Origin of the sequence: Orenia metallireducens (assembly GCF_003001995.1) — a bacterium.
In the GTDB taxonomy this organism is placed as follows: domain Bacteria; phylum Bacillota; class Halanaerobiia; order Halobacteroidales; family Halobacteroidaceae; genus Orenia; species Orenia metallireducens_B.
Genome location: NZ_PVNB01000003.1, coordinates 138,597 through 161,222, shown reverse-complemented (window position 1 = coordinate 161,222; position 22,626 = coordinate 138,597). Strand labels below are relative to the sequence as shown.

Here is a 22,626-nt window from a genome sequence, read left to right as displayed (position 1 = left end):
TTATTGATAATAATTATTTTCGATTTGGAATAGATTACAATCACCAAATGCTAATTACTACTAATAAGTGTCTGCAAATTATATAAAGAGAGGGGATTTTTATGGGGAAAAAGACAGAAGATTTGATAGCAGAGGTGGCTGAACCTATTGTAGCAGCAAGAGGGTTAGAATTGGTAGATGTAGAGTATAATAAAGAAGGAGAAAATTGGATTTTAAGGGTGTTTATAGACAAAGAAGGTGGAGTATCCTTAGATGACTGCCAAGAGATAAGTAGGAGTTTAAGTGATAGCTTAGATGCTAATGATCCAATTGAAAATTCTTATCTATTAGAAGTTTCATCCCCAGGGATTGACCGACCTTTAAAGACTGAAAAAGATTTCAAGAGATTTACAGGTAAGTTAATAGATGTATCTACATATGCTCCAATTAATGGTCAAAGGAAGTTGACAGGAGAGTTATTAGGTTTAGAAGATGGTGAGATTAAGATAAAGATAGATGATCAAGAAGTGGCAATCCCAAGAGATAAGATTGCTCAAACTAGATTGGCGATTGAGTTTTAGGTACTATTAAGGAGGAATTTTAAAATGAATATTGAGTTAATTCAGGCATTAGAAGATATCGAAAAGGATAAGGGTATTCCTAAACTTACTTTATTAGATGCAATTGAAGCTGCCTTAAAATCAGCTTATAAGCGTGATTTTGGTGCTGCTGGTAATGTTGATGTTGAGATTGATCAAAGTACTGGAGAAGTAAACGTTTATTCTAAAAAGATTGTTGTAGAGGATGTGCTAAATCCAGAACAAGAGATCTTATTAGAAGATGCGATTAAAAAGAATCCAAATTACTCTATAGGAGACCAAATTGAGGTTGAGGTTACTCCAGGTAACTTTGGTAGAATAGCTGCACAAACGGCCAAACAGGTAGTTATTCAAAGGATTCGTGAAGCTGAACGGGATATTATCTTTGAAGAGTTTGTAAATCGAGAAGGGGATATCTTAACTGGTTTAGTTCAACGCCAGCATAAGAATAATGTTATTATTGATTTAGGTAAGACTGAAGCGGTCTTGATTCCAACTGAACAGATTCAAAATGAAAGATATCACCAAGGTGATAGAATCAAAGTCTATATTGTTGAAGTAAATCAGACTTCTAAAGGACCTAATATTTTAGTTTCTAGAACTCATCCTGGGCTATTAAAGAGATTATTTGAGCTAGAAGTTCCTGAAATACATGATGGTGTTGTTGAGATTAAATCAGTAGCCAGAGAGGCTGGACATCGTTCTAAGATAGCTGTACATTCTACTCAAGAGGATGTAGATCCAGTTGGAGCTTGTGTAGGTCCTAATGGGTCAAGGGTTAGAGCTATTGTGGATGAGCTAAGTGGTGAAAAGGTAGATATCGTGCAATGGAATGAAGAGCCTAAGAAGTTTATAGCTAATGCATTAAGTCCAGCAGAAGTCTTGAAGGTAGAAGTAAATGAAGAAGTCAATGTAGCTAAGGTTATTGTACCAGATTATCAACTGTCATTAGCAATTGGTAAAGAGGGGCAGAATGCTAGATTAGCTGCTAAGTTGACTGGATGGAAGATAGATATTAAAAGTGAATCACAACTTTCATAAATAGATAGTTTGTTTAGAGAGAATTAAAGTAAGAAAAACAGTAGATTTTATAATTATTTAGTTATTAGCTAGTGATTATATGAACTTTACTGTTCTAAGAATTTAATAGTGGAGGTGTCCGGTTAATGGGTATTAGAATTTATAAATTAGCTGAGCAATTGGAATTATCAAATAAGGAATTAATTAAGATGTTGCAGGATTTAGGTGTTGATGTAACAAGTCATATGAGTACAATCAATGAAGAGACTGCAGAGTTGATAATGGATATGGTTTTAGGTGAAGAAGAGGGTACACAAGAGGATGATAGTAAGGTACTTAAAGTAGAAGGAACTATGACTGTAAAGGAATTATCAGAAGAGATAGATGTTGATCCAAGTACTTTAATGGCTAAATTAATTGGATTAGGAATTATGGCTACTATCAATCAGGAATTGACTTCTGATCAACTTGAAGTAGTAGCAGCAGAGTATGGTTATGTAGTTGAAGAAGAGGAGGAGGAAGAAGAGGATAATCTTTTTGGTTTAGTAAATGATATAGAAGATAAGCAAAAGGATTTAAAATCAAGACCTCCTGTTATAACTGTAATGGGTCATGTTGACCATGGTAAGACAACTTTATTGGATGCTATCCGAAAAACGGAGGTAACTGCAAGTGAAGCTGGTGGGATTACTCAGCATATTGGTGCTTATCAGGTAAAGGTAAATGGACAGAAGATTACCTTCTTGGATACACCAGGTCATGAGGCCTTTACTTCTATGAGAGCTCGGGGAGCACAAGCAACAGATATAGCTATTCTAGTAGTTGCTGCAGATGATGGTATTATGCCACAGACTATCGAAGCTATTAACCATGCTAAATCAGCTGGAGTTCCAATTATAGTAGCTATTAATAAGATGGACCGCCCAAATGCACAACCAGATAGAGTTAAGCAAGAGTTAATGAATCATGGATTGATCCCTGAGGATTGGGGTGGAGATACAGTCTGTGTTCCAGTCTCTGCACTTAAAGGGGAAAATTTAGATGAACTATTAGAGATGATTGTATTAACAGCTGAAATGGAAGAGTTAAAGGCTAATCCAACTAGACCAGCTAACGGTATTATTGTTGAAGCAGAGTTGGATAGAGGTCGTGGTCCAGTAGCCACTATCTTAATTAAGAATGGTACCTTAAAAGTTGGAGATGCTATTGTAGCAGGATTAGCATCAGGTAGAGTTAGAGCAATGATCAATGATCAAGGTGAGAGAGTTGAAGAAGCAGGACCTGCTACACCAGTAGAGGTACTAGGACTATCGGACGTACCTAATGCGGGAGATCTGTTAGAAGTAGTAGAAGATGATCAAAGTGCAAGAGATATTGCTCAAAAGAGACAGAATAAGAGAAGAGAAGATGAGTTAAGTAGAAATACAACGGTTAACTTAGAAGATCTATTTAGCCAAATTCAACAAGGTGAAGTTAAAGAATTAAATATTGTTGTTAAGGCTGATGTACAGGGTTCTGTAGAGGCAGTTAAGCAGTCTCTACAAAAATTAAGTACTGATGAAGTTGAAGTTAAGATGCTTCATGGTGGTGTTGGAGGTATTACAGAAACTGATGTTATGTTAGCTGCTGCTTCTAATGCGATTATTATTGGATTTAATGTTCGTCCTGGTGTAAATGCACGTAAAGTTGCTGAAAAAGAGAATGTAGATATTAGGACTTATAGAGTTATCTATAAAGCAATTGATGATGTTAAGAGTGCCATGGAAGGATTATTAGATCCAGATTATAAAGAGGTAGTATTAGGTCAAGTAGAGGTAAGACAGACCTTTAAAGTACCTAAAATTGGAACTATTGCTGGTGCTTATGTAACTAATGGTACTGTTAACAGAAATGCAAAGGTAAGGTTACTTAGAGATGGAACTATTATTCACGAAGGTGAGATTGGTTCACTAAAGAGGTTCCAAGATGATGTTAAGGAAGTAGCCGAAGGATATGAATGTGGAATCGGTATAGAAGGGTATAATGATCTTAAAGAAGGCGACATTATGGAGATTTATGACTTTGAAGAAGTAAAAAGAACATTATAAGGACAGTGATGAGTGAGAAGTAATGAGTGAACAGCAAGAAAGCTGTTGCTACTCACTACTTACTACTCACTATTTACTAAACTGATAGGAGTTGATAGATATGTCTGGTCATCGTCCAGAGCGTCTTGCAGAATTGATTAAAAAAGAAGTAAGTGATTTATTACAAAAGGATATCAAGGATCCACGGATAGGGTTTGTTACTGTAACTGATGTTGAAGTATCTGGAGATTTAAGACATGCTAAGATCTTTATTAGTATTTTAAATGGGGATAAAGAGGAGACTATGGCAGGTTTAGAAGCTACTACAGGATTTGTTCGTAAAGAGCTAGGCAAGAGAATTAGATTACGCCATGTTCCTGAAGTTATCTTTAGATATGATACTACAATCGAAACAGGAACTAGAGTCTTTAAGATCTTAGAAGAGATAAATCATGATAAAAAAGATGGGATAGATGAGCTTGAAGAAGATTAATGAAATCATTAATTTAATTAGAAAGAATAATAAATTTCTAATTACAAGTCATGTCAGTCCAGATGGTGATAATTTGGGTTCAGTTACTGCATTAAAGTTAGCTTTAGAGCAGATGGGTAAAAAAGCAGTAATGATAATAGATGATACTCTGCCAAGCTCTTTCTCTTTTCTACCTGATATTGATAAAATTATTTCTTATGAAAGTGATATGGAGGTAGATTTTGATCTATGCTTCATATTGGATTGCAGTGATTTTAAACGGATTGCTAGAGTTGAAGAGCTCCTTGCTGATAAAACAATTATTAACATTGACCATCATGGTGATAACCCTTCTTTTGGTGATTATAACTTATTGGGTGATGTTGCAGCTACAGCAGAGCTAGTCTATCAATTAATATCGGAAATTGAAGAGATAAAGATGGACAAAGAAATTGCTACTGCTATAGCTACAGGGTTAATTACTGACACAGGATCTTTTCGTTATTCTAATACAACAGCTCAGACCCATCAGATTATGGCAGACCTGTTGACCTATAATGTCAACACAGCTAAGATCTGCAAAGAGGTTTTTGATACATACTCCTATGCAAGCTTAAAGTTAAAAGGTAAGGTATTAGAAAATCTTAAAGTTGATGATTCTGGGAAAGTAGCTTGGATAAAGGTTAGTCAAGATTTATTAAAAGACACTGGCTCTACTTTAGAGGATGCTGATGGATTGGTAGATTATCCAAGAAGCTTAGCTGGTGTAGAGATAGGGGTTTTATTTAAAGAGGTTGAAGATGGGACAGTTAGAGTTAGTTTAAGGTCTAACTATTATTTTTCTGTTGATAAGATAGCCCATCAATTTGGTGGTGGAGGTCATGCCAAGGCTGCAGGATGTACTATTAATGATACTCTAATTAAAGCAGAAGATGCTGTAATTTCTACAATTAAAAAAGAACTAAGTCAGGTGAACTAGGATGAAAGGAATTATCAATATTTTAAAACCTCCAGGGATGACATCCTTTGATGTTATCTTCTTTTGTAGAAAGCTTTTTGGGATCAAGAAGATTGGTCATGCTGGTACTTTAGATCCTGGAGCAGCAGGAGTCTTAACAATTTGTATAGGACGAGCTACTAAAGTCGTCCCCTTTTTAACAGAAACTCACAAAGTTTATCGAGCAGAGATGGAATTTGGTACTGAAACTACCACACTTGATGCTTTTGGTGAAGTTACTAATCGTGTTGAAGACTTTAGCATAAGTGAAGAAGAAATCAGAAATGTTTTAGAAGAGTTCAAGGGAGAGAGTGAGCAGATTCCACCAATGTATTCAGCTATCAGGCATAAAGGAAAGAGGCTTTATGAATTGGCACGGCAGGGTAAAAGGGTTGAACGAAAGCCTAGGAAGATCACTATTTATGATTTAGAGTTGATAGCTTTTGATGGTCAGAAATTGACCATAGATGTGGAATGTTCTAAAGGAACTTATATTAGAACTTTATGTGCTGATATTGGGAAGAGATTAGAAGCAGGTGCTTATATGTCCTTCTTAGTTAGAACTAAAGTAGGAGAGTTTTCTTTAGATAAAGCAGTAACTTTAGAGGAACTTGAATTCTTAGTGGCAAAGGATAGAGTGGAGGGAGTCCTTGAACCATTAGATAGAGCTTTAAAGCATTTAAAGATGATTCAGGTTAAAGCAGAATTTGATGAACCTATCAGTAATGGGGTATCTATAGAATGGGATAATTTATTAAATGGTTTAAGTCATAATGTAAAAGTTGGAGAGAGATTTAGAGTCTATAATTCTAAGGACGAGTTTATAGGTGTGTATGTCTATCATAATAAAGATATCTTTAAACCTGAAAGAATATTCGTTTAGATACTTAGATATAATTTGACAGTTTATCCTCAAATTTGATTTTAATTATCTCTTGAAAGAAGAGGTGTGCTAAATGGAGATATACTACAATCAAGCTAAAATTGGACCTACAGTAATGACTCTAGGAACCTTTGATGGAGTACATCTAGGCCATCAACAGATAATTAATCTAGCAGTAAAAAGAGCTAAAAAACTAGGTTATGATAGTTGTTTATTTACCTTCTTTCCCCATCCTCTAAAAGCTATATCTCCTGATAAAGCCCCTAAAGCTTTAACAAGCTGGAGTCAAAAAAAAAGACTTATTCAATCACTAGGGATAAATCAATTAATTGTACAGAATTTTGATGAAGAATTCTCCCAAATACCTTATCAACAATTTGTAGAAGAATACCTAGTGAAACGTTTTAAGGTCAAAGAGATTATTGTAGGGGAAGATTTTAGATGTGGGTCTGGAGGTCAAGGTACTCCAGCTAAGCTAAAAGAGTTGGGAGAAGAATTTGGATTTGAAGTAGAAGCTATTCCTAGTATAAAGCTTAATAATCGAGAAATAAGTAGTACCTATATTAGAAATCTGATTTTAGAGGGGAAGGTTTCCAAGGTTAAAGAGCAGCTAGGTAGAAACTTTACTTTAGATTGTAAAGTAGTTCAAGGTGATCAGCGAGGAAGAAAACTTGGTTTTCCTACAGCTAACTTAGACCCTTTAGCTGATTATGTTCTACCTCCTCTAGGGGTCTATGCTTGTCGAGTAAGGCTAGAAGGTAAGCTTTACGGTGGAGCAGTCCATTTAGGTCTTCTACCTACCTTTGATAAGAATAAATTTAGTATTGAAGTCCACATTCTAGACTTTAATCAGAATATATATGACCAATCTTTAGAATTGGAATTTATAAAGAGGATTAGGCCAGAAGAGAAATTCCCTACTGTAGAAGGGTTGGTAGCTAGAATGAAAGATGATGTTAGGATTACTAGAGAAATTTTAAATAAGCTAGATTAGGTAGAAGATGTTTTTTAGGATAATATGATAAAAGTTTTGATAAAGAAAGATATTTATTGATGGAATTCATAGAATTTATTAATCTAAAAAAATATTTAATATAGTTTACATTTTAGTCTTATTATGCTACAATATTATATGGAATTAACCATTAACTAGGTTGCTCGTTTCCCAGCGATTGACTTGGTAATTGGGGATTTGAAGAAAATAGGGGGTGAAAGTTAATGTTATCTGAAGCAAGAAAACAAGAAATCATTGATAAGTATGCTATCAACGAAGGTGATACTGGTTCAGCTCCAGTTCAAATTGCTATTTTAACAGCAAGAATTGGTGAACTTACTGAGCATTTAAAAGTACACAAAAAAGATCATAGTTCAAGACGTGGTCTATTAAAGATGGTTGGAAAAAGAAGAAGATTACTTAGATACCTAAAAAATAAAGATATCGAGCAATTCCGTAATTTAGTTGCAGATTTAGGTATTAGAGCAAAATAGTAGATTATTAAGAGCGGGAATACCCGCTCTTAACTTTTAATGATTGAGCAAATTTTGTCAATAAATCCATTTTCATAATTAAACAGGATTGTTACATAATATGAAATTTTATAGATAAGATACTTGATATTATTTGAGAAATAGGGATAAACTATAGATTACTATAATAATTTATTCTCTAGGTTACTCTAGTAAAGATAAAATTTAAATATATAAATCCCTGTGCTAATAGCAAAAACAATGAATTTAGCAATCTAATACCAGAAATGTTGCAATATATTCATAAAAAAAACTCTTTATCATTTAAATTTAGTTAGTACAAGGTGTATATATAATAGTTGATTTTAGTCTTCTTATTATTCTTTTATAATTATATTATTAAATACATAAGATAAGGATAGCTTAATATAGAAAGGAGTTAAGAATTTATGTCACATAAGTGGTCAATAGAGTTTGGAGGTCGAGATTTAACAATTGAGACTGGTAAACTAGCTGAAATGGCTAATGGTTCAGTTTTAGTAAGGTATGGAGAGACTGTAGTTTTAGTAACTGCAACTATGTCTGATCCTCGTCCTGGTATGAACTTTTTTCCTTTAATGATTAACTATGAGGAGAGATTATATGCTGTTGGAAAGATACCAGGAGGATTTATTAAGCGTGAGGGAAGACCAAGTGATGCAGCTACTTTAGCAGCCCGTTTGATTGATAGACCTTTACGCCCTTTATTCCCAAAAGGATTTAGAAATGATGTACAGGTTGTCGCTACTGTATTATCTTTAGATATGGATAATCCTGCTGATATTGCTGCAATGATAGGGGCTTCTGCTGCTTTATCTATCTCAGATATTCCATTTGATGGACCAATTGCTGGTGTTAAGGTAGGTTTGATTGACGGAGAATATATTATCAATCCAACTATAAAACAGTATGAATCTAGTGCTTTAGATTTAACTGTGGCAGGTACTGGAGATGCAGTAATGATGGTAGAGGCTGGAGCTAATGAGGTTTCAGAAGAGGATATGATTGAAGCAATAGATTTTGGACATCAAGAGGTTCAGAAGTTGGTTCAATTCCAAGAGAAGATTGTTGCTGAAATAGGTAAAGAGAAGGCAGAGGTAGAACTAGAGGTTGTAGATGATGAAGAGTTGGAAGCAGAGATTAGAGAATATGTAGGTGACAAATTAATTGAAGCCTTACAGAATAAAGATAAGAAGACACGTGGAAGTGAAAAGGATGCAGTCTATGATGAAGTAACAGAATACTTTAGAGATAAATATCAAGAAGCTGAAGATTTAGAGGAGATTATAAGTAAGGTAAAATCTTATTTAGATAAGATCTCTAAAGAGTCAATCAGAAGTCTAGTATTAAATCAGAGAATCAGAGTTGATGGTCGTAAGTTAGATGAAGTAAGACCTATCTGGTGTGAAGTAGGGATATTGCCTAGAGTTCATGGTTCTGGGGTATTTACTCGTGGACAGACCCAAGCTCTTACAGTAGCAACTTTGGGTGCTGTAGGTGATGAGCAGGTATTAGATGGATTAGAAGAGCAAGAATCAAAAAGATATATGCATCATTATAACTTCCCACCATATAGTGTTGGAGAGACAAGCCCCTTAAGGTCTCCTGGGCGAAGAGAGATTGGACATGGTGCTTTAGGTGAGAGAGCTCTTAGGCCGATGATTCCTTCTGCTGAAGAGTTTCCTTATACAATCAGAATGGTTTCTGAGGTATTATCTTCTAATGGTTCTACTTCTCAGGCAAGTATCTGTGGTTGTACTTTAGCTTTAATGGATGCAGGAGTACCAATTAAAGCACCAGTTGCAGGAATTGCAATGGGATTAATGAAAGAAGATGATAATGTAGCTGTCTTAACTGACATTCAAGGTCTAGAAGACTTTAATGGTGATATGGACTTTAAGGTAGCAGGAACTGAAGATGGAATTACTGCTTTACAGATGGATATGAAGATTAAAGGTGTTTCTAATGAGATTTTAAAGGAAGCTTTAGAGCAAGCTCGTATAGGTAGACTTCATATCTTAGGTGAAATGATGAAGACTATTTCTAAGCCTCGTGCTGAACTGTCACCATATGCTCCAAGTATTCTTACTATGAATATCGATCCTGAAAAGATTAAAGATGTTATCGGTAAAGGTGGTAAAACCATCAAGAGCATCGTCGATGAAACAGGAGTTAAGATCGATATTGAAGATGATGGAACTATCTTTATTGCTGCTGAAAATCAAGAAGCTGGTCAAAATGCAATAGATATGATTGAACAGCTGACCAAAGAAGTAGAGGTTGGAGAGATGTATCTAGGTGAGGTTAAACGTACAACAGGTTTTGGTGCCTTTGTAGAGGTTTTACCAGGTAAAGAAGGTCTAGTGCATATCTCTAAATTAGCAGAGGAACGTGTTGAGAAGGTAGAAGACATTCTTAAAACTGGAGATGAAGTACTAGTTAAGGTAATCGGTATCGATGATTTAGGTAGAATAAATCTATCTAGAAAGGATGCTTTAAATCAGAAAGATGAAGAGAATCAATAAATTAAAATAGATTATTGTTGATTTTAAGACATAAACTGGAGTTTTTTCTGGTTTATGTTTTTTAATATTTATTGAGAGATATTATGATACTTTGTTTCTTGGTAGTTTGGGATTAGATGGTTAGGCTGTTTAATCTAATTACCAACCACCTATCTACCCAATATCTAAATTGTCTCTTTATCTTAATAATGAAGACACTATTAACTTAGTATAAGAGAAAAATGCTAGAAAGTATTAAAATGAGGTGATATAATGAAATTTGGAGTACATACTTCAATTGCTGGAGGAATTGACCAAGCAGTAGTTAGAGCAGCCAAGCTAGATTGTGGAACTTTTCAGATATTCTCTACCAATCCTAGAGGTTGGAAGGCTAAAGAGATAAGTGATAAAGAAGCTCAAAGTTTTAAAGATGCATTGGCTAAATATAATTTAGAAACTGTAGTAGTTCATACCCCTTATTTGATCAATTTAGCCTCACCTAAAGAGCATATCTATAAGAAGTCAATTATTGCTCTAATTGCAGGGATAAAGCGAGCTGACCAGATAGGGGCTAAATATATGGTCTTACATCCTGGAAGCCATACAGGGGCAGGCATTGAGCAGGGCATAGAGAATATTGCTAAGGGCTTGCTGGAGGTAATAGCAAAAAGCAAACCAGCAGTAAATATTCTATTAGAGAATGTAGCAGGGGCAGGGACTGCAATTGGCAGGAATATTGAAGAGTTAGAGAGAATAATAAAGCAAACAAATAATCATAATAATTTAGGAATCTGTTATGATACCTGCCATGGTTTTGCAGCAGGCTATGATATTAGACAGAAAGAAGAGGTAGATAGATTATTGGAGGAAATTGATTGCCGTATTGGTCTTGATAGGCTGGGGGTAATCCATGCCAATGATTCGATTGGTGATTTGGGCTCAAATAAAGATCGCCATCATCATATCGGTGAGGGGCAAATTGGATTAGCAGGTTTTAGAAATTTAGTCAATCATCCTAAGTTAAAGGACAAAGCCTTTATCTTGGAGACCCCTGTTGATGAGCAGAAGAATGATCAAGATAATTTAGCTACTATTAAAAGTTTAGTAGAATAAGGAGCTTTGATATGAATCAAAAAGAGTATTTACAAGAGGTAAGCGATTTTTTTGCACCAGGGAATAGATTAGATTCCTATTTTGACAAATATGAATATCGGCCTGAGCAACAGGAGATGTCAGTTAAGATTGCTGAAGTCTTCTCTAAAAAAGAACATTTGCTGGTAGAGGCAGGGACTGGTACTGGAAAGTCTTTGGCTTATTTAGTACCAAGTATCTTAATGGCTTTAAAGGAAGAAGAGAAGGTGATAATCTCTACTAATACGATCAATTTACAGGAACAATTAATTAAAAAAGATATACCTTTATTACAAGAAATTTTTAACTTGGACTTTAAGGCGGTATTGGTTAAAGGGAGAAAAAACTATATCTGTATTAGAAGGCTGGTGCAGTTTGGGAAATCAGCTCAGCTAGATAATCAAGGTTATAATACCTTATCTAAGGTACATAATTGGGTCTTAGAAACAGAAACAGGTTGTCGATCTGATTTGGATTTTAGAGTTGACTATAATATTTGGGATAATATCTCTTCTGAGAGTGATCTCTGTCTAAGAGCAGCTTGTCCCTATTATGAGCAATGCCATTTCATCTTTGCCCGTGATGAAGCTCAGGAAGCAGATATTTTAGTAGTAAATCACCATATATTATTTGCAGATTTATCTTTACGCCAAGAAAGAGGCTTAGAAGGGGAAAATGCTGTACTTCCTCCTTATAAGCAGGTAATTTTTGATGAAGCCCATAATATAGAAGAGGTAGCCACTAGTTATTTAGGTTTTAGGGTCAATAGAAGAGGAGTTATTAAACTTGTAGAATCCCTGTATAATTTTGATCAACAGACAGGTATTTTGCTACAGACTAGAGCTGCAATAAGTTCTTTAAAGAGGAATGTTAAGCAGAATCTTCAACAGAATATAGATAATAAATTAGTACCTTTAGTTAGAAAGGTAAATGATTTAAGCCATAGCCTATTCAATAATCTAATTAAATTTATAGATAATAAGACTAAGGGAAGAGATAGAAAGTTAAGGCTGTTAGAATCTATTAGAGCAGAAGATTATTGGCAAGATAATTTGATGATTGAGTTTGAGAACCTATTAATTAATCTAAATGATTTAGGTAAGAATCTAAGTGAGTTACTAGAGGATGTAATTTCTTATGAGGATGAGATAGATGAGATAGATGCAGTCAAGCTAGAATTGAAGGCTAAGGTTGAGTCGATTTTAAAGGTAGGTGCTGATATTGCTGAGTTAGTCAATTTTCCTGAAGAGGACTATGTTTATTGGCTAGAAGGATATGATGAAGATTGTAGTTTACATTCTGCTCCGATAAATATAGCTCAACAGTTACAGGATAACCTCTTAGGGAAGATGGACTCAGTTGTGCTAACCTCCGCTACCTTAACAGTGGATAAATCCTTTGAATTTATCAAAGATAATCTGGGATTGATAGAGGAGGATGTAGAGACTTTGGAGGTTGGAAGCCCCTTTGACTATAGAAACCAACTATGCTTAGGGGTTGCTAAGGATCTACCCCAACCAAACCACCCTGCCTTTATAGATGCTGTAATTGCCAGTGTTAAAGAGATTATTCAAGCTACTAAAGGAAGAACTTTGGTTCTTTTTACTTCCTATGGAATGCTGAATAAGGTTTATAATTCACTAGAAACCCAATTAGATAGTTTAGAAGTTAATAATATCTATTGTCAAGGCATGAAGTCCCGCCAATACTTGGTTGAAGAGTTTAAAAATAAAAAGAAGGCTGTATTATTAGGAACATCAAGTTTTTGGGAAGGAGTAGATATTCCTGGTGAAGAATTAAGCTGTGTGGTTATTGCTAAACTTCCTTTTGTAGTTCCCAGTGAACCTGTAATCTCTGCCAAGCTAGAGAAATTGGAAGCGGCATCTCAAAATTCATTTATGAAGTATATGGTACCAAAGGCTGTAATCAAATTTAAGCAGGGCTTTGGTAGGCTGATTAGAACTAAAGAGGATAAAGGATGGATTGTAATTTTAGATAATAGGGTGATTACTAAACGCTATGGGAAGATATTCTTAAAGTCTCTACCTAGTGGATGTAATATATTAACAGATAATTTAAATTCTTTAACTGATAAGATTAGAGCATCTATCTAATTTTAATAGGGATTAGTGACCAGCTTTACTTTATTTAACAAGAAGGTTTTAGAGTATAGATGTAGAAGTTTAATAATTAGTGTATAATTATGTATAAAGAAAAATTGCCTGTTATACTAATAGCTATAGTAGAAAGATAATTATGATTAATTAAATCTTATTAGCTACAAAATGTGGTTTAGAGGGAGGCATGTACTAAAAGATGAGAGCAAAGGTTATTATGTTTTTATGTCTTATGTTAGTTTTTTTGATTGGAGGAGAGGTTGTTTTAGCAGCACCAACCTTCAAAGTAGAGCTGGTTTATACTGTTGCCCAGGGTGATGCTTTAATCAATATAGCTAAGAAATTTGGTGTAACTGTCAATGAAATTAGAGAGGCTAATAATCTTACTAAGAATCAGTTCATTAGAGTTGGGGATAAGTTAATAGTCCCTGAAAATTATAATTTAAATCTCTATGATGAGGTTAAGGATGATGTTGAATTTGTGCTTTATAAGAGAAAGGACGAGCTTAAGGAATATAAACTAGATTCTAATCGGCAGTATACAGTCAAGATAGAGGATAATAAGAGAAAGAAGATTGATGTGAGGCACTTAAGAACCCTAGATTATTATATTAAACAGGGAGACAACCTTTATGATTTGGCTCGAGAATTTAATACTAGTATTGATGTGCTTAAAGCATTAAATGGTCTTAATAACTCTATTATCCGCTTGGGTGACAGAATTAAGTTGCCGATTAATAATCTCACACCTAAAGAGGTCTTATATCATACTATTAGTGATGAAGAGTTTGAATTATTGGCTAGGTTAATCTATGGTGAAGCCCGTGGTGAGCCTTATATTGGTCAAGTAGCTGTAGGGGCAGTGGTCTTAAATCGAGTAATAGATTCTTATTTCCCTAATACAATAAGAGATGTTATTTATCAGCCTAAGCAGTTCAGTCCAGTAGCTAATGGACAGATTAATTTAAGACCAAATAGAACGGCGTATAGAGCAGCTAGAGCAGCTCTAAAAGGGGAAGACCCAACAAGGGGAGCTAGTTACTTCTATAACCCTCGGACTGCCAAATATCAATGGTGGTTTAAAACTCGTGAAACTATTGTTCAGATTGGAGATCATGTTTTTGCTAGATAAATAAAAAGGTCAGAGCCCTAGGGTTCTGACCTTTTTATATGCCGTTCTTTATTTTAATTCTTTAAACCAAGGATATCTATCAAATAATTTTTCAAAGCCAATTGCTAAGTAGAACTTTTTATCTGTAGCTACATAGGCAACAGTAGCTCCTAATTTACCACATCTTCTAATTCCTTCTAAGACAGCTGCTTTGCCAAGCCCCATCATGCGATAGTCTGGGTCAGTGGCTACTGGTTCAACATAGCCTACTTGATTAACTGGGTCATACCACATTCCACAGTAGGATACAAACTCTCCAGTAGGAGCTTCGACTATAATATTTAAGTCTTTTCTATAGTTAGGTGCAGATTGCATCAGCTTACGACCTGTTAAATCTGGGTTAGGTTCACCTTGATGGTCAAAACCCCTCCACAGCACTCTATTGACCTTATCCAAATCATTATCATCAGCCAAACTCTTTAGTTTAAATCCTTCTGGTAGACTAATCTCTGGAAAGATTTCAGGGATTTGATACTGGGACATAGCTTCTAGATACTGGTCTCCTTTTTCAAAGCCCATAGATTCAGCAATAGCTTCAAATTCAGTATCGTTATCTTTGATATAAACACTTATATAGGGCTTACCTTTATCTGATATTCCTGTTAAGTTCTTTTGAGCATATTCTAGTATTTCAGCCTTTAATTTATGGTACTCAGGATTGATATGGACATAAACCGTTCCTAAATGATGTTCAAAATTTGCTACGCCAACAATTTTGCCTTCATCTTCCCAAATCCCAATTTTATCAAGATATTTATTTAATCCCTTTTCAAATAAATAAGGATGATGGAACATATATTCCCAGCGTGTCTGCATCCAATTGATAATTTCTTTACCTGGCTGATAAGTTTCAATTAAAAAATTTCCAACTAAATTATAATCTTCTTCATGATTATAAGGTCTAAGCTTAATCGTCATATTTATAACCTCCTGATTATGGTCATTCAATTTTATAATTTCAATCTCTCTTCCCTAATTTATTAAGTTGTTATAGAACAGAAAAAGACTGTAAATAGGCTACACCTACTTACAGTCTAAAATTAATACTTTTCTATGTGAATATGACAAATTAAGGTCAATATCTTAGCCATATAATCAAAAAGTAAAGTTTTAATTTTAGTTCTATAAGATGAGCCCTGCTACTTGTTACTCAAAAGAAGTGCATGACAAATAAACCTAATAAATTAGGTGTTTCAAAAACTTCTCTTGAATTAATTTTCAGTTATGAAAATCAATTAGCAAGTAGTAATAATCATCTTATAGAACCTCCCTTAACTTTTATATTCCAATTATATCATAATATAGTTAATTGAATCAAAGATAATTTACAGGATAGTTTATAAATAAGAAAGATTAATACTCCAATCTAAACTTAAACATAATAATAGATGAAATAGATTTCAAATCAAAAGAATAAGTGGGGTGGTTATAGTTAATGGAAAAAAATATATTGCAAGAGATAACGAAAAAACCAGTATCATCTCAACAGATTACTAAGGATATATTCTTAGTACAGTTTCCTTTAGTTAATGCCATTTTAGTTGGAGACCCTCAGGCTGAGAGTGGTGAATGGGCTTTAATTGGTGCAGGTATGGCACACACTGCCAAAGCTATTATTAAGGAAGCAGAGAGCTACTTTGGCAAAGGTAGTCAACCTACAGCTATCATTTTGACCCATGGTCACTTTGATCATGTGGGAGCTATAATTGAACTTACTAATCAATGGAATTCACCTATTTATGCCCATCAATTAGAGCTACCATATCTAAAAGGAGAAAGGGATTATCCGCCTGCTGACCCTAATGTCAGTGAGGGGTTAATAGCACAGATATCGCCTACTTTTCCTAACCAGAGTATTGACTTAGGTGATCGTGTTCAAGCATTACCTGCTGATGGGGGAATACCAGGAATGTTTGGCTGGCGCTGGGTTCATACACCAGGTCATACCCCAGGGCATGTATCTTTATTTAGGGATGAGGATAGAATTTTAATAGCTGGAGATGCAATCACTACTTTAAAGCAGGACTCTGCGGAAGCTGTTTTAAATAAGGAGAAAGAACTTAATGGTCCTCCTGCTTATTTTACTACCGATTGGGATTCAGCTAAGAACTCAGTAAAGACTATTAAAGACTTAAATCCAGAGATGTTGATTTCAAGCCATGGATTACCTATAAAAGGGAAGAAGCTAAGGGAGCAATTGGAGAACTTAGTAGTAAATTTTGATGAGATAGCAGTGCCACAAGAAGGGGTTTATGTTTAAGATAATCAGCCGGTTTTAGAATTAAATTCAAATATGGTGTTATAGGAGACTATTGAGATGCTTTAGTTCTCTGGAATCAGGAGTTGGAAATTAGTTAAAAAGACAGGTTCCAGATTTCAGAGAACTGCTTTCAAAAGCATTGCAATATCCATCTTTATAGTTCCTACATTAATCTAAATAGTTCTTCTTTCACTTAAATATACTCCAAATAAGATTAAAATCCCACCACCAATCATAACACCATTTATCTCTTCAGCTAGAAACAGAGATGAGGAGATCATCGTTATTAAAGGAACTAAATAGATAAAAGTACTGGTTTTTGTAGCACCAATTAATTTAATTGCTTGTGACCACATGATAAAAGCCAATATTGAAGCTAATAAGGATAAAAATAAAAAGCTACTCAAAATATTTAGCTGCCATAATTTTGCCATCTCAAATCTGACATTATTATAAAATACAATTGGTATCATTGTGATTAGACCATAAAAGAAGATTTTTCTGATTACAAGCAACTGCTTTAATTTATTATCTGTCTTCTTCAAAAGACTAGAGTATATTGAGAATATTATAGCAGCTATAAGTGCCAAGATATCGCCTAGAGGATTTAAATTTAAAATATACTTTCCATTAAAGATTACAAGAAAGATACCTAAGATTGAAAATATAAACCCATACAATAAATGCTTATGAAAGGGCTCATCTTCATGCATGAAATGTGCAATAGTTGCGGTAAATATCGGTATTGATGAAACGATCAATCCTACATTTGAAGCTTGAGTATATTTTAAGGCTATATTCTCTAATAAATAATAAGCAGTTACTCCTAAAAACCCCAAAGTTAAAAAGAGAAGCTCTTCTTTTAAATTTATATCAAAATTAAATTTAGGGTAGATAATACATAATATCAGATAAGCTAGGGTGAACCTATAGAATAAAATTTCATAAGGGGTCAGGTTCTTTAAGAGATTTTTGGTGAAGATATATGTTGTTGCCCAAATAAAAACTGTAAAGAATGCTAATAGATAACCTTCAATACTATTCCTGTTCATATGTATCGCTCCTTTTTTTCTTATCTTATTATTTTAAAAGGGAATAGTATTGTAAAAAGTTGCTCTTTATAGATTTTCTCTATAATCATTGGGAGTTGTTCCTGAAAATTTTTTAAATTCATTAGTAAGGTGACTTTGATCATAATAGCCTAAGTTAACTGCAATTTTAGCGAGATCCTTTCCTTCTTTAAGCTCTCTTTTAGCAAAATTAAACCTTAAATTTCTTTGATATGTTAGAGGTGATATCTTATATATTTTCTTAAAATTTCTGATTAAATGATACTTGCTTATCCCTGAAATATCTGATAATTCATCCAAAGTTATTTTTTGATTAAAGTTATGGTCAATATATACTTTTAATTTTTTTATTTTATCTCTCTTTAATGAATTTAACTCAAGGCTTTTAAACTTTATATTATCAATTAAATATTTTTTTAGAAATTCTATTAAAAATAGTTCTTTTGTGCTATGATTGAGGCTATCTTCTAGAGAAGAAAAGTAGCTTTTTATTTCTGTAAATTTATCTTGTTTTAATTTAGAATATAATAATATATTTCTGTTTAGCTTGAGTTCAAAGATCTTATAAAACCAATCATAGTCAATATAGACCATGGTAAATTTCCAGCTATTGATATCAATGGGATTACAATTATGAATCAATCTCGGAGGAATTATAATTAAATCCTGTTTACTAAAGTTATAACTTACTCCTTCAAACTCTACTAAGGTAGTACCTTCTTCAATTAAGCCAATTGATAGTTCTTGATGAAAATGCTCTCTTTCTGCGTGAAGAGTATTGGAGCACCTCTTCATTTCAAACTTATCAAATTTGTGATCAAAGTAATAAGAGACTATTGGAATCACCTCTTTAATTTAGTTATTATCTTCGTTAATATTTATAAGTTCTAAGACTTCAATGATGAATCTATATCCATCTAAAATCAGACTAGCTATAAGTACTAATAAAAAGAAAATCATAAACTCTCTCATATCACCGAAATTAGGAATAATTATTTCAGCAACAGTATAAGCAAAATAAAAAATAATCAGAAAAATTAATGATATATTTCCAACCCTTCTCTTTAATTTGATTTTATCGATCAAACTTTTTTTTAGAAGATTCAGTGGATTTATTCATTTTGTCCCTCCTTAGATATTTTAATTAAAATTATATTTATTTGTCTGTCATCATAGTATTTATGCAGTTTTAAACTTATTCAATATATTATTATTAATAAATATACTATTGTTAAGATGGCTCTGCTAAATATAGCTAAGAGATGTGTGCTAATATCCTTTTATTTCAATGAGCTCCATCCAATCTCCTCTATCAGTTAAAGTCTGTTTTTTACTCGTTACCAGTCATTCATTACTTATCACAGTCTTTTGTCAAAAGTATATTTATACCACTAAATTCAATAAAAATCCAACAAATTCCTTTGATAAACTCAGCTTACATATATTATAATTATAAAAGTGAGATAAATATATCAAAGGGGGGTGTAATGATTGAAGAATGGGATTATAATGGCGATTGTTGTTGCTATGGTATTACTTATAGGTTCTTCGATTATTGCTGAGGCGTACACATTAGGGTCAAGAACATTAATGTTTGGTAAGGTTGGAGAAGATGTCAAGGACTTACAGATTAAATTAAATCAATGGGGCTATAATGTAGGTGCTCCCGATGGTATTTATGGAAAGGGAACAGAGAAAGCTGTAATTAAATTTCAAAAAGATCAGGGGTTAGTCATAGACGGTATTGCAGGAAGGGGTACAATTGATAAATTAAAAGCAGAGAAGTATATTAAATACTCTGTCAAAGCAGGGGATAATCTTTCAAAGATTGCTAATAAATTTAATACTACAGTTTGGAAGATTAAAGTTAATAATAACCTGTATACTGATGTTATTTATGTAGGTGAAAAGTTAAATATTCCACAAGCAGGTCCAAATACAACTTCTGCTTATACTTTTCAAAGTAGGTCTAATTATAGATTACAGGTAACAGCACAGGAGTTGGATTGGTTAACAAGGGCTGTGTACTCTGAAGCAAGAGGTGAGCCTTATAAAGGGCAGGTTGCTGTGGCAGCTGTTATCTTAAATAGAGTTTTACATCCGAGATTTCCAAATACGATTAAAGATGTAATCTTTGAACCTTGGGCCTTTACAGCGGTGCATGATGGTCAATTCTGGCTAGAGCCTAAGGGAACTGCTAGACAAGCTGTGATAGATGCCTTAAAGGGTTGGGACCCAACGGGAGGAGCTACTTTTTATTATAATCCAGTTAAAGTAACCTCTTATTGGATTTACACTAGACCTGTAATTACTCAGATTGGAAGACATTATTTTGCAACTTAATATATATAGAAAAGCCTTTCTCTAAATTTAGAGAAAGGCTTTTCTATATATATTAAGTTATACTATTTGAATTTTAATATAAATAGTGATGATTAATGGAAATATTGCGACACTTTTTACTTTAAAAAGTTAGCAAAATTATTAAAATACTTTTCGGGAAAGCTTACGAGCTTTTTTCCCGAGTGACTTTTGTCATTGCCACAAAAGTCACCAAAAGGTCTAGAAGAAAATTACAACTTACTACGCAATCAATATCTATTGAAGTGATGAAATCTAAGAGTTCTACTTCAAAGATTATATTGTTATTATTTTTTCTTTAGAATATTTGCTTCGTTTAAACAAAAATTTTCTTCAGTTTTAAAGACCCTAACTGTCAACCATCCCTACGAGTCTAAAAGACAAGACTCTTCGTGCAAACCACTGTACACTGAAGTAAAAGGGTTCTAATATCTATTAATTATATCAGTTTCTATGTGAGCACTAGAGGTTAGGGAGTATTAATAAACAGCTTTTTTGAATATAGATACATATAGATTTTTTAAATAGAGAGAATTACTTTAAATTTAACAAATTAATTTTATGATGGGGTGGATTTAATTGAGCTTAGTATTGAATATTTTAATTGGTATTGGCTTAAGTGCAGCTTCGGGTTTTAGGGTCTTTATTCCCTTATTGATAATGAGTATTTCAGCTTTATCAGGTGATTTGATCTTGGCTGAAAACTTTGAATGGATAGGGAGTTATTCGGCGTTATCTATATTTATAGTAGCAACGATAATAGAGGCTGCTGCTTATTATCTTCCTGCAATAGATGAATTTTTGGAGAAGGTTTCTAAGCCAACAACAATGGTGGCGGGGACTATTATTATGTCCTCTTTTGTTGTAGATTTAAGCCCTATGTTGGGTTGGGTGCTAGCAATTATTGCTGGAGGAGGAACTTCAGCAATTGTAAATCAACAGAGATTAGAGAGTAAAAGAAACTCTATTAGTGCTAATAATATGAATTTAAAGGGAGTCTTATTTAGTACTAGAGAGACCTGTAGTGCAGCTTCAATATCGTTGTTAATGATGCTTGCTCCAATTACTTCGTTTATAGTTATCCTTGTTCTGTTTTTTTTCTTAATTAGGCAGATTTTTTGGGCTTTAAATGGAAAAAGTTAAGTCAGATTCTATCTGACTTAACTTAGTTTAAGGGGGTATCAAAGTATAGATCACCATTATTAAAACTTTTACCTTCTATTAATACCTGTACTTGATTAATCTCTGGTAGTTGAGTCAAGGAGTAGATGATAGAGTTAATCTTTAATAGTTCACCATCACCACCTGAATTGATTGATATCAAATCTTTATTAAAATTAACATAAGCGATATTATCTTTGATTTCAAGATTTAACAATTTGGTCGATTGAGGAATCAATCTTAAGTGCTCTTTGATCTGGGGGCCTGCTAATAAGCTGTCAATAATCTTGGTAGCTACCTCTTCAACTTTAGACCTACCTGTTGACTTACTTACCTTTAAGCTGTTGAGTTGAATCTCTTCTCTAGCTAAATCTTCTATTCCTTTTTGATTATAGGTGCCATAATACAAGTTAATCTGATTTTTAGAATTAATAGTCATATTAGGGTTATTCTCTTCTGCTAGAGCTGAGCTTAGGTTATTATTAAAGTAATCTATAATTCCTTCCCCAATAGCTTGAGCGATCTTATCCTGTTCTTTTGAATTAGAGATTCTCTTTCTATCTTTAGAATTGCTGATAAATCCTACTTCAACAATCACAGCGGGAACAGGGCTTTTGCGGAGCACATAATAAGGTCCTTCTTTAATCTTTCGATAATTTTCTGGTTGAATCTCTATTAATTTCTTCTGAATAAAATCTGCTAGTTTTTTGCTCTCTTCTGAATTAGCCTTATAAAAGGTCTGCCCTCCAAAGGATTGAGAGCCAGGAAAGCTGTTGACATGAATACTTATTAGCAGGTCGGCTTTACTCTCTTTAACTACTTTAACCCGATGAACAATATCCTTATTCCTATCCTTTTGATAGAGTTCATCAGTATCTCTAGTCATTATTACATTAATGTTACCCCGTCCAGTAAAGAAGTTCTCTAATTTTTTTGCGATAGCTAAATTGATATCCTTTTCTAGAATATTTCCATGGTTTGTTCCAGCATCGATCCCCCCATGACCAGCATCAATTACTATAGTCTTATCAATCTTTGACATTACGGTAGTACTCTTTACTGTAAAAGTAAGAAAGAAGCTCAGTAAAAAGATGGCTAGGATAGCTAAAGTGATCTTTAGTGGAGTAATAAAGAATACTTTTATTTTTTTCATATAACAACCTCCTTTATCTAGGGATTGCTTATAAAAGTATATTAGATAAAGGTAATAATATTCAGAGAAAAATATTCCACCTTGATTCCTTTCATAATAGTTTTTAGTTATTACATATATTTATAGTAGTCTATAATTATAGTTCATCTGCAACTTTGGCGAAAATATCTATATTC

The 22,626-nt window shown here is 33.7% G+C and carries 19 protein-coding genes; 15 read left to right on the top strand and 4 right to left on the bottom strand.

Translation table 11 applies throughout. The features are described 5' to 3' along the window. Positions 1-101: 101 nt before the first annotated feature. The 12 genes from rimP (at position 102) to BX659_RS03315 (ending at position 14,406) form a co-directional block, all read left to right on the top strand. The gene (gene rimP, locus BX659_RS03370; protein WP_097016416.1) at positions 102-560 is read left to right on the top strand and encodes a ribosome maturation factor RimP; all 459 of its coding nucleotides are present in this window, start codon (positions 102-104) and stop codon (positions 558-560) included. A gap of 24 nt (positions 561-584) precedes the next feature. Next, positions 585-1,619: a transcription termination factor NusA gene (gene nusA, locus BX659_RS03365; RefSeq protein ID WP_097016415.1), complete on the top strand. Its 1,035-nt coding sequence runs from the start codon at positions 585-587 to the stop codon at positions 1,617-1,619. 125 nt (positions 1,620-1,744) lie between these two features. Then, positions 1,745-3,685, top strand: coding sequence for a translation initiation factor IF-2 (gene infB / locus BX659_RS03360; RefSeq protein ID WP_097016414.1), 1,941 nt, complete (start codon positions 1,745-1,747; stop codon positions 3,683-3,685). Between the two features lie 100 nt (positions 3,686-3,785). Continuing rightward, complete coding sequence (rbfA, locus tag BX659_RS03355; protein WP_097016413.1) at positions 3,786-4,157, top strand: 30S ribosome-binding factor RbfA; 372 nt, start codon at positions 3,786-3,788, stop codon at positions 4,155-4,157. After that, a complete protein-coding gene (locus tag BX659_RS03350) occupies positions 4,138-5,115 on the top strand; it encodes a DHH family phosphoesterase (protein WP_097016412.1) in 978 nt (325 codons plus the stop codon). Before rbfA ends, BX659_RS03350 begins: the two co-directional genes overlap by 20 nt. Position 5,116: 1 nt before the next feature. After that, entirely contained in the window at positions 5,117-6,016 is a 900-nt protein-coding gene (gene truB, locus BX659_RS03345; protein WP_097016411.1) for a tRNA pseudouridine(55) synthase TruB, read from the top strand. A gap of 73 nt (positions 6,017-6,089) precedes the next feature. After that, complete coding sequence (locus tag BX659_RS03340) at positions 6,090-7,010, top strand: bifunctional riboflavin kinase/FAD synthetase (RefSeq protein ID WP_097016410.1); 921 nt, start codon at positions 6,090-6,092, stop codon at positions 7,008-7,010. A 224-nt stretch (positions 7,011-7,234) separates the two neighbouring features. Further along, positions 7,235-7,504 (top strand): 30S ribosomal protein S15, encoded by a 270-nt coding sequence (rpsO, locus tag BX659_RS03335; protein WP_097016409.1) that lies wholly within the window; start codon positions 7,235-7,237, stop codon positions 7,502-7,504. A gap of 428 nt (positions 7,505-7,932) precedes the next feature. After that, positions 7,933-10,047, top strand: coding sequence for a polyribonucleotide nucleotidyltransferase (gene pnp / locus BX659_RS03330; RefSeq protein ID WP_097016408.1), 2,115 nt, complete (start codon positions 7,933-7,935; stop codon positions 10,045-10,047). A 252-nt stretch (positions 10,048-10,299) separates the two neighbouring features. After that, positions 10,300-11,139, top strand: a complete 840-nt coding sequence (locus tag BX659_RS03325; RefSeq protein WP_097016407.1) for a deoxyribonuclease IV — start codon at positions 10,300-10,302, stop codon at positions 11,137-11,139. Positions 11,140-11,150: 11 nt separating this feature from the next. Beyond that, positions 11,151-13,271, top strand: a complete 2,121-nt coding sequence (locus tag BX659_RS03320; protein ID WP_097016406.1) for an ATP-dependent DNA helicase — start codon at positions 11,151-11,153, stop codon at positions 13,269-13,271. Positions 13,272-13,473: 202 nt separating this feature from the next. Further along, complete coding sequence (locus BX659_RS03315) at positions 13,474-14,406, top strand: cell wall hydrolase (protein WP_097016405.1); 933 nt, start codon at positions 13,474-13,476, stop codon at positions 14,404-14,406. Between the two features lie 48 nt (positions 14,407-14,454). Here BX659_RS03315 and BX659_RS03310 read toward each other — a convergent pair whose 3' ends face one another. Next, a complete protein-coding gene (locus tag BX659_RS03310; RefSeq protein WP_097016404.1) occupies positions 14,455-15,363 on the bottom strand; it encodes a GNAT family N-acetyltransferase in 909 nt (302 codons plus the stop codon). Between the two features lie 517 nt (positions 15,364-15,880). Between BX659_RS03310 and BX659_RS03305 the strand changes: the two genes are divergently transcribed. Next, positions 15,881-16,705 (top strand): MBL fold metallo-hydrolase, encoded by an 825-nt coding sequence (locus BX659_RS03305; RefSeq protein ID WP_097016403.1) that lies wholly within the window; start codon positions 15,881-15,883, stop codon positions 16,703-16,705. A gap of 173 nt (positions 16,706-16,878) precedes the next feature. On the opposite strand, the gene BX659_RS03300 is transcribed toward BX659_RS03305, so the two are convergent. Both BX659_RS03300 and BX659_RS03295 read right to left on the bottom strand, forming a co-directional pair. Then, entirely contained in the window at positions 16,879-17,757 is an 879-nt protein-coding gene (locus BX659_RS03300; RefSeq protein ID WP_097016402.1) for a DMT family transporter, read from the bottom strand. 66 nt (positions 17,758-17,823) lie between these two features. Beyond that, positions 17,824-18,621 carry an AraC family transcriptional regulator gene (locus tag BX659_RS03295; protein ID WP_181186406.1) on the bottom strand — a complete coding sequence of 266 codons (798 nt, stop codon included), beginning with the start codon at positions 18,619-18,621 and terminating at the stop codon, positions 17,824-17,826. A 645-nt stretch (positions 18,622-19,266) separates the two neighbouring features. Between BX659_RS03295 and sleB the strand changes: the two genes are divergently transcribed. Both sleB and BX659_RS03285 read left to right on the top strand, forming a co-directional pair. Next, positions 19,267-20,118 carry a spore cortex-lytic enzyme gene (gene sleB / locus BX659_RS03290; RefSeq protein ID WP_097016400.1) on the top strand — a complete coding sequence of 284 codons (852 nt, stop codon included), beginning with the start codon at positions 19,267-19,269 and terminating at the stop codon, positions 20,116-20,118. Between the two features lie 597 nt (positions 20,119-20,715). Continuing rightward, the gene (locus BX659_RS03285; protein WP_097016399.1) at positions 20,716-21,279 is read left to right on the top strand and encodes a DUF4126 domain-containing protein; all 564 of its coding nucleotides are present in this window, start codon (positions 20,716-20,718) and stop codon (positions 21,277-21,279) included. Positions 21,280-21,301: 22 nt separating this feature from the next. Here BX659_RS03285 and BX659_RS03280 read toward each other — a convergent pair whose 3' ends face one another. After that, positions 21,302-22,450, bottom strand: a complete 1,149-nt coding sequence (locus BX659_RS03280; protein ID WP_097016398.1) for an N-acetylmuramoyl-L-alanine amidase — start codon at positions 22,448-22,450, stop codon at positions 21,302-21,304. Positions 22,451-22,626: the final 176 nt, after the last annotated feature.

Excerpts from the sequence above, each read along its gene's own strand:
- rimP (WP_097016416.1), top strand. The coding sequence starts at position 102 with ATGGGGAAAAAGACAGAAGATTTGATAGCAGAGGTGGCTGAACCTATT.
- nusA (WP_097016415.1), top strand. The coding sequence starts at position 585 with ATGAATATTGAGTTAATTCAGGCATTAGAAGATATCGAAAAGGATAAG.
- infB (WP_097016414.1), top strand. The coding sequence starts at position 1,745 with ATGGGTATTAGAATTTATAAATTAGCTGAGCAATTGGAATTATCAAAT.
- rbfA (WP_097016413.1), top strand. The coding sequence starts at position 3,786 with ATGTCTGGTCATCGTCCAGAGCGTCTTGCAGAATTGATTAAAAAAGAA.
- BX659_RS03350 (WP_097016412.1), top strand. The coding sequence starts at position 4,138 with ATGAGCTTGAAGAAGATTAATGAAATCATTAATTTAATTAGAAAGAAT.
- truB (WP_097016411.1), top strand. The coding sequence starts at position 5,117 with ATGAAAGGAATTATCAATATTTTAAAACCTCCAGGGATGACATCCTTT.
- BX659_RS03340 (WP_097016410.1), top strand. The coding sequence starts at position 6,090 with ATGGAGATATACTACAATCAAGCTAAAATTGGACCTACAGTAATGACT.
- rpsO (WP_097016409.1), top strand. The coding sequence starts at position 7,235 with ATGTTATCTGAAGCAAGAAAACAAGAAATCATTGATAAGTATGCTATC.
- pnp (WP_097016408.1), top strand. The coding sequence starts at position 7,933 with ATGTCACATAAGTGGTCAATAGAGTTTGGAGGTCGAGATTTAACAATT.
- BX659_RS03325 (WP_097016407.1), top strand. The coding sequence starts at position 10,300 with ATGAAATTTGGAGTACATACTTCAATTGCTGGAGGAATTGACCAAGCA.
- BX659_RS03320 (WP_097016406.1), top strand. The coding sequence starts at position 11,151 with ATGAATCAAAAAGAGTATTTACAAGAGGTAAGCGATTTTTTTGCACCA.
- BX659_RS03315 (WP_097016405.1), top strand. The coding sequence starts at position 13,474 with ATGAGAGCAAAGGTTATTATGTTTTTATGTCTTATGTTAGTTTTTTTG.
- BX659_RS03310 (WP_097016404.1), bottom strand. The coding sequence starts at position 15,363 with ATGACGATTAAGCTTAGACCTTATAATCATGAAGAAGATTATAATTTA.
- BX659_RS03305 (WP_097016403.1), top strand. The coding sequence starts at position 15,881 with ATGGAAAAAAATATATTGCAAGAGATAACGAAAAAACCAGTATCATCT.
- BX659_RS03300 (WP_097016402.1), bottom strand. The coding sequence starts at position 17,757 with ATGAACAGGAATAGTATTGAAGGTTATCTATTAGCATTCTTTACAGTT.
- BX659_RS03280 (WP_097016398.1), bottom strand. The coding sequence starts at position 22,450 with ATGAAAAAAATAAAAGTATTCTTTATTACTCCACTAAAGATCACTTTA.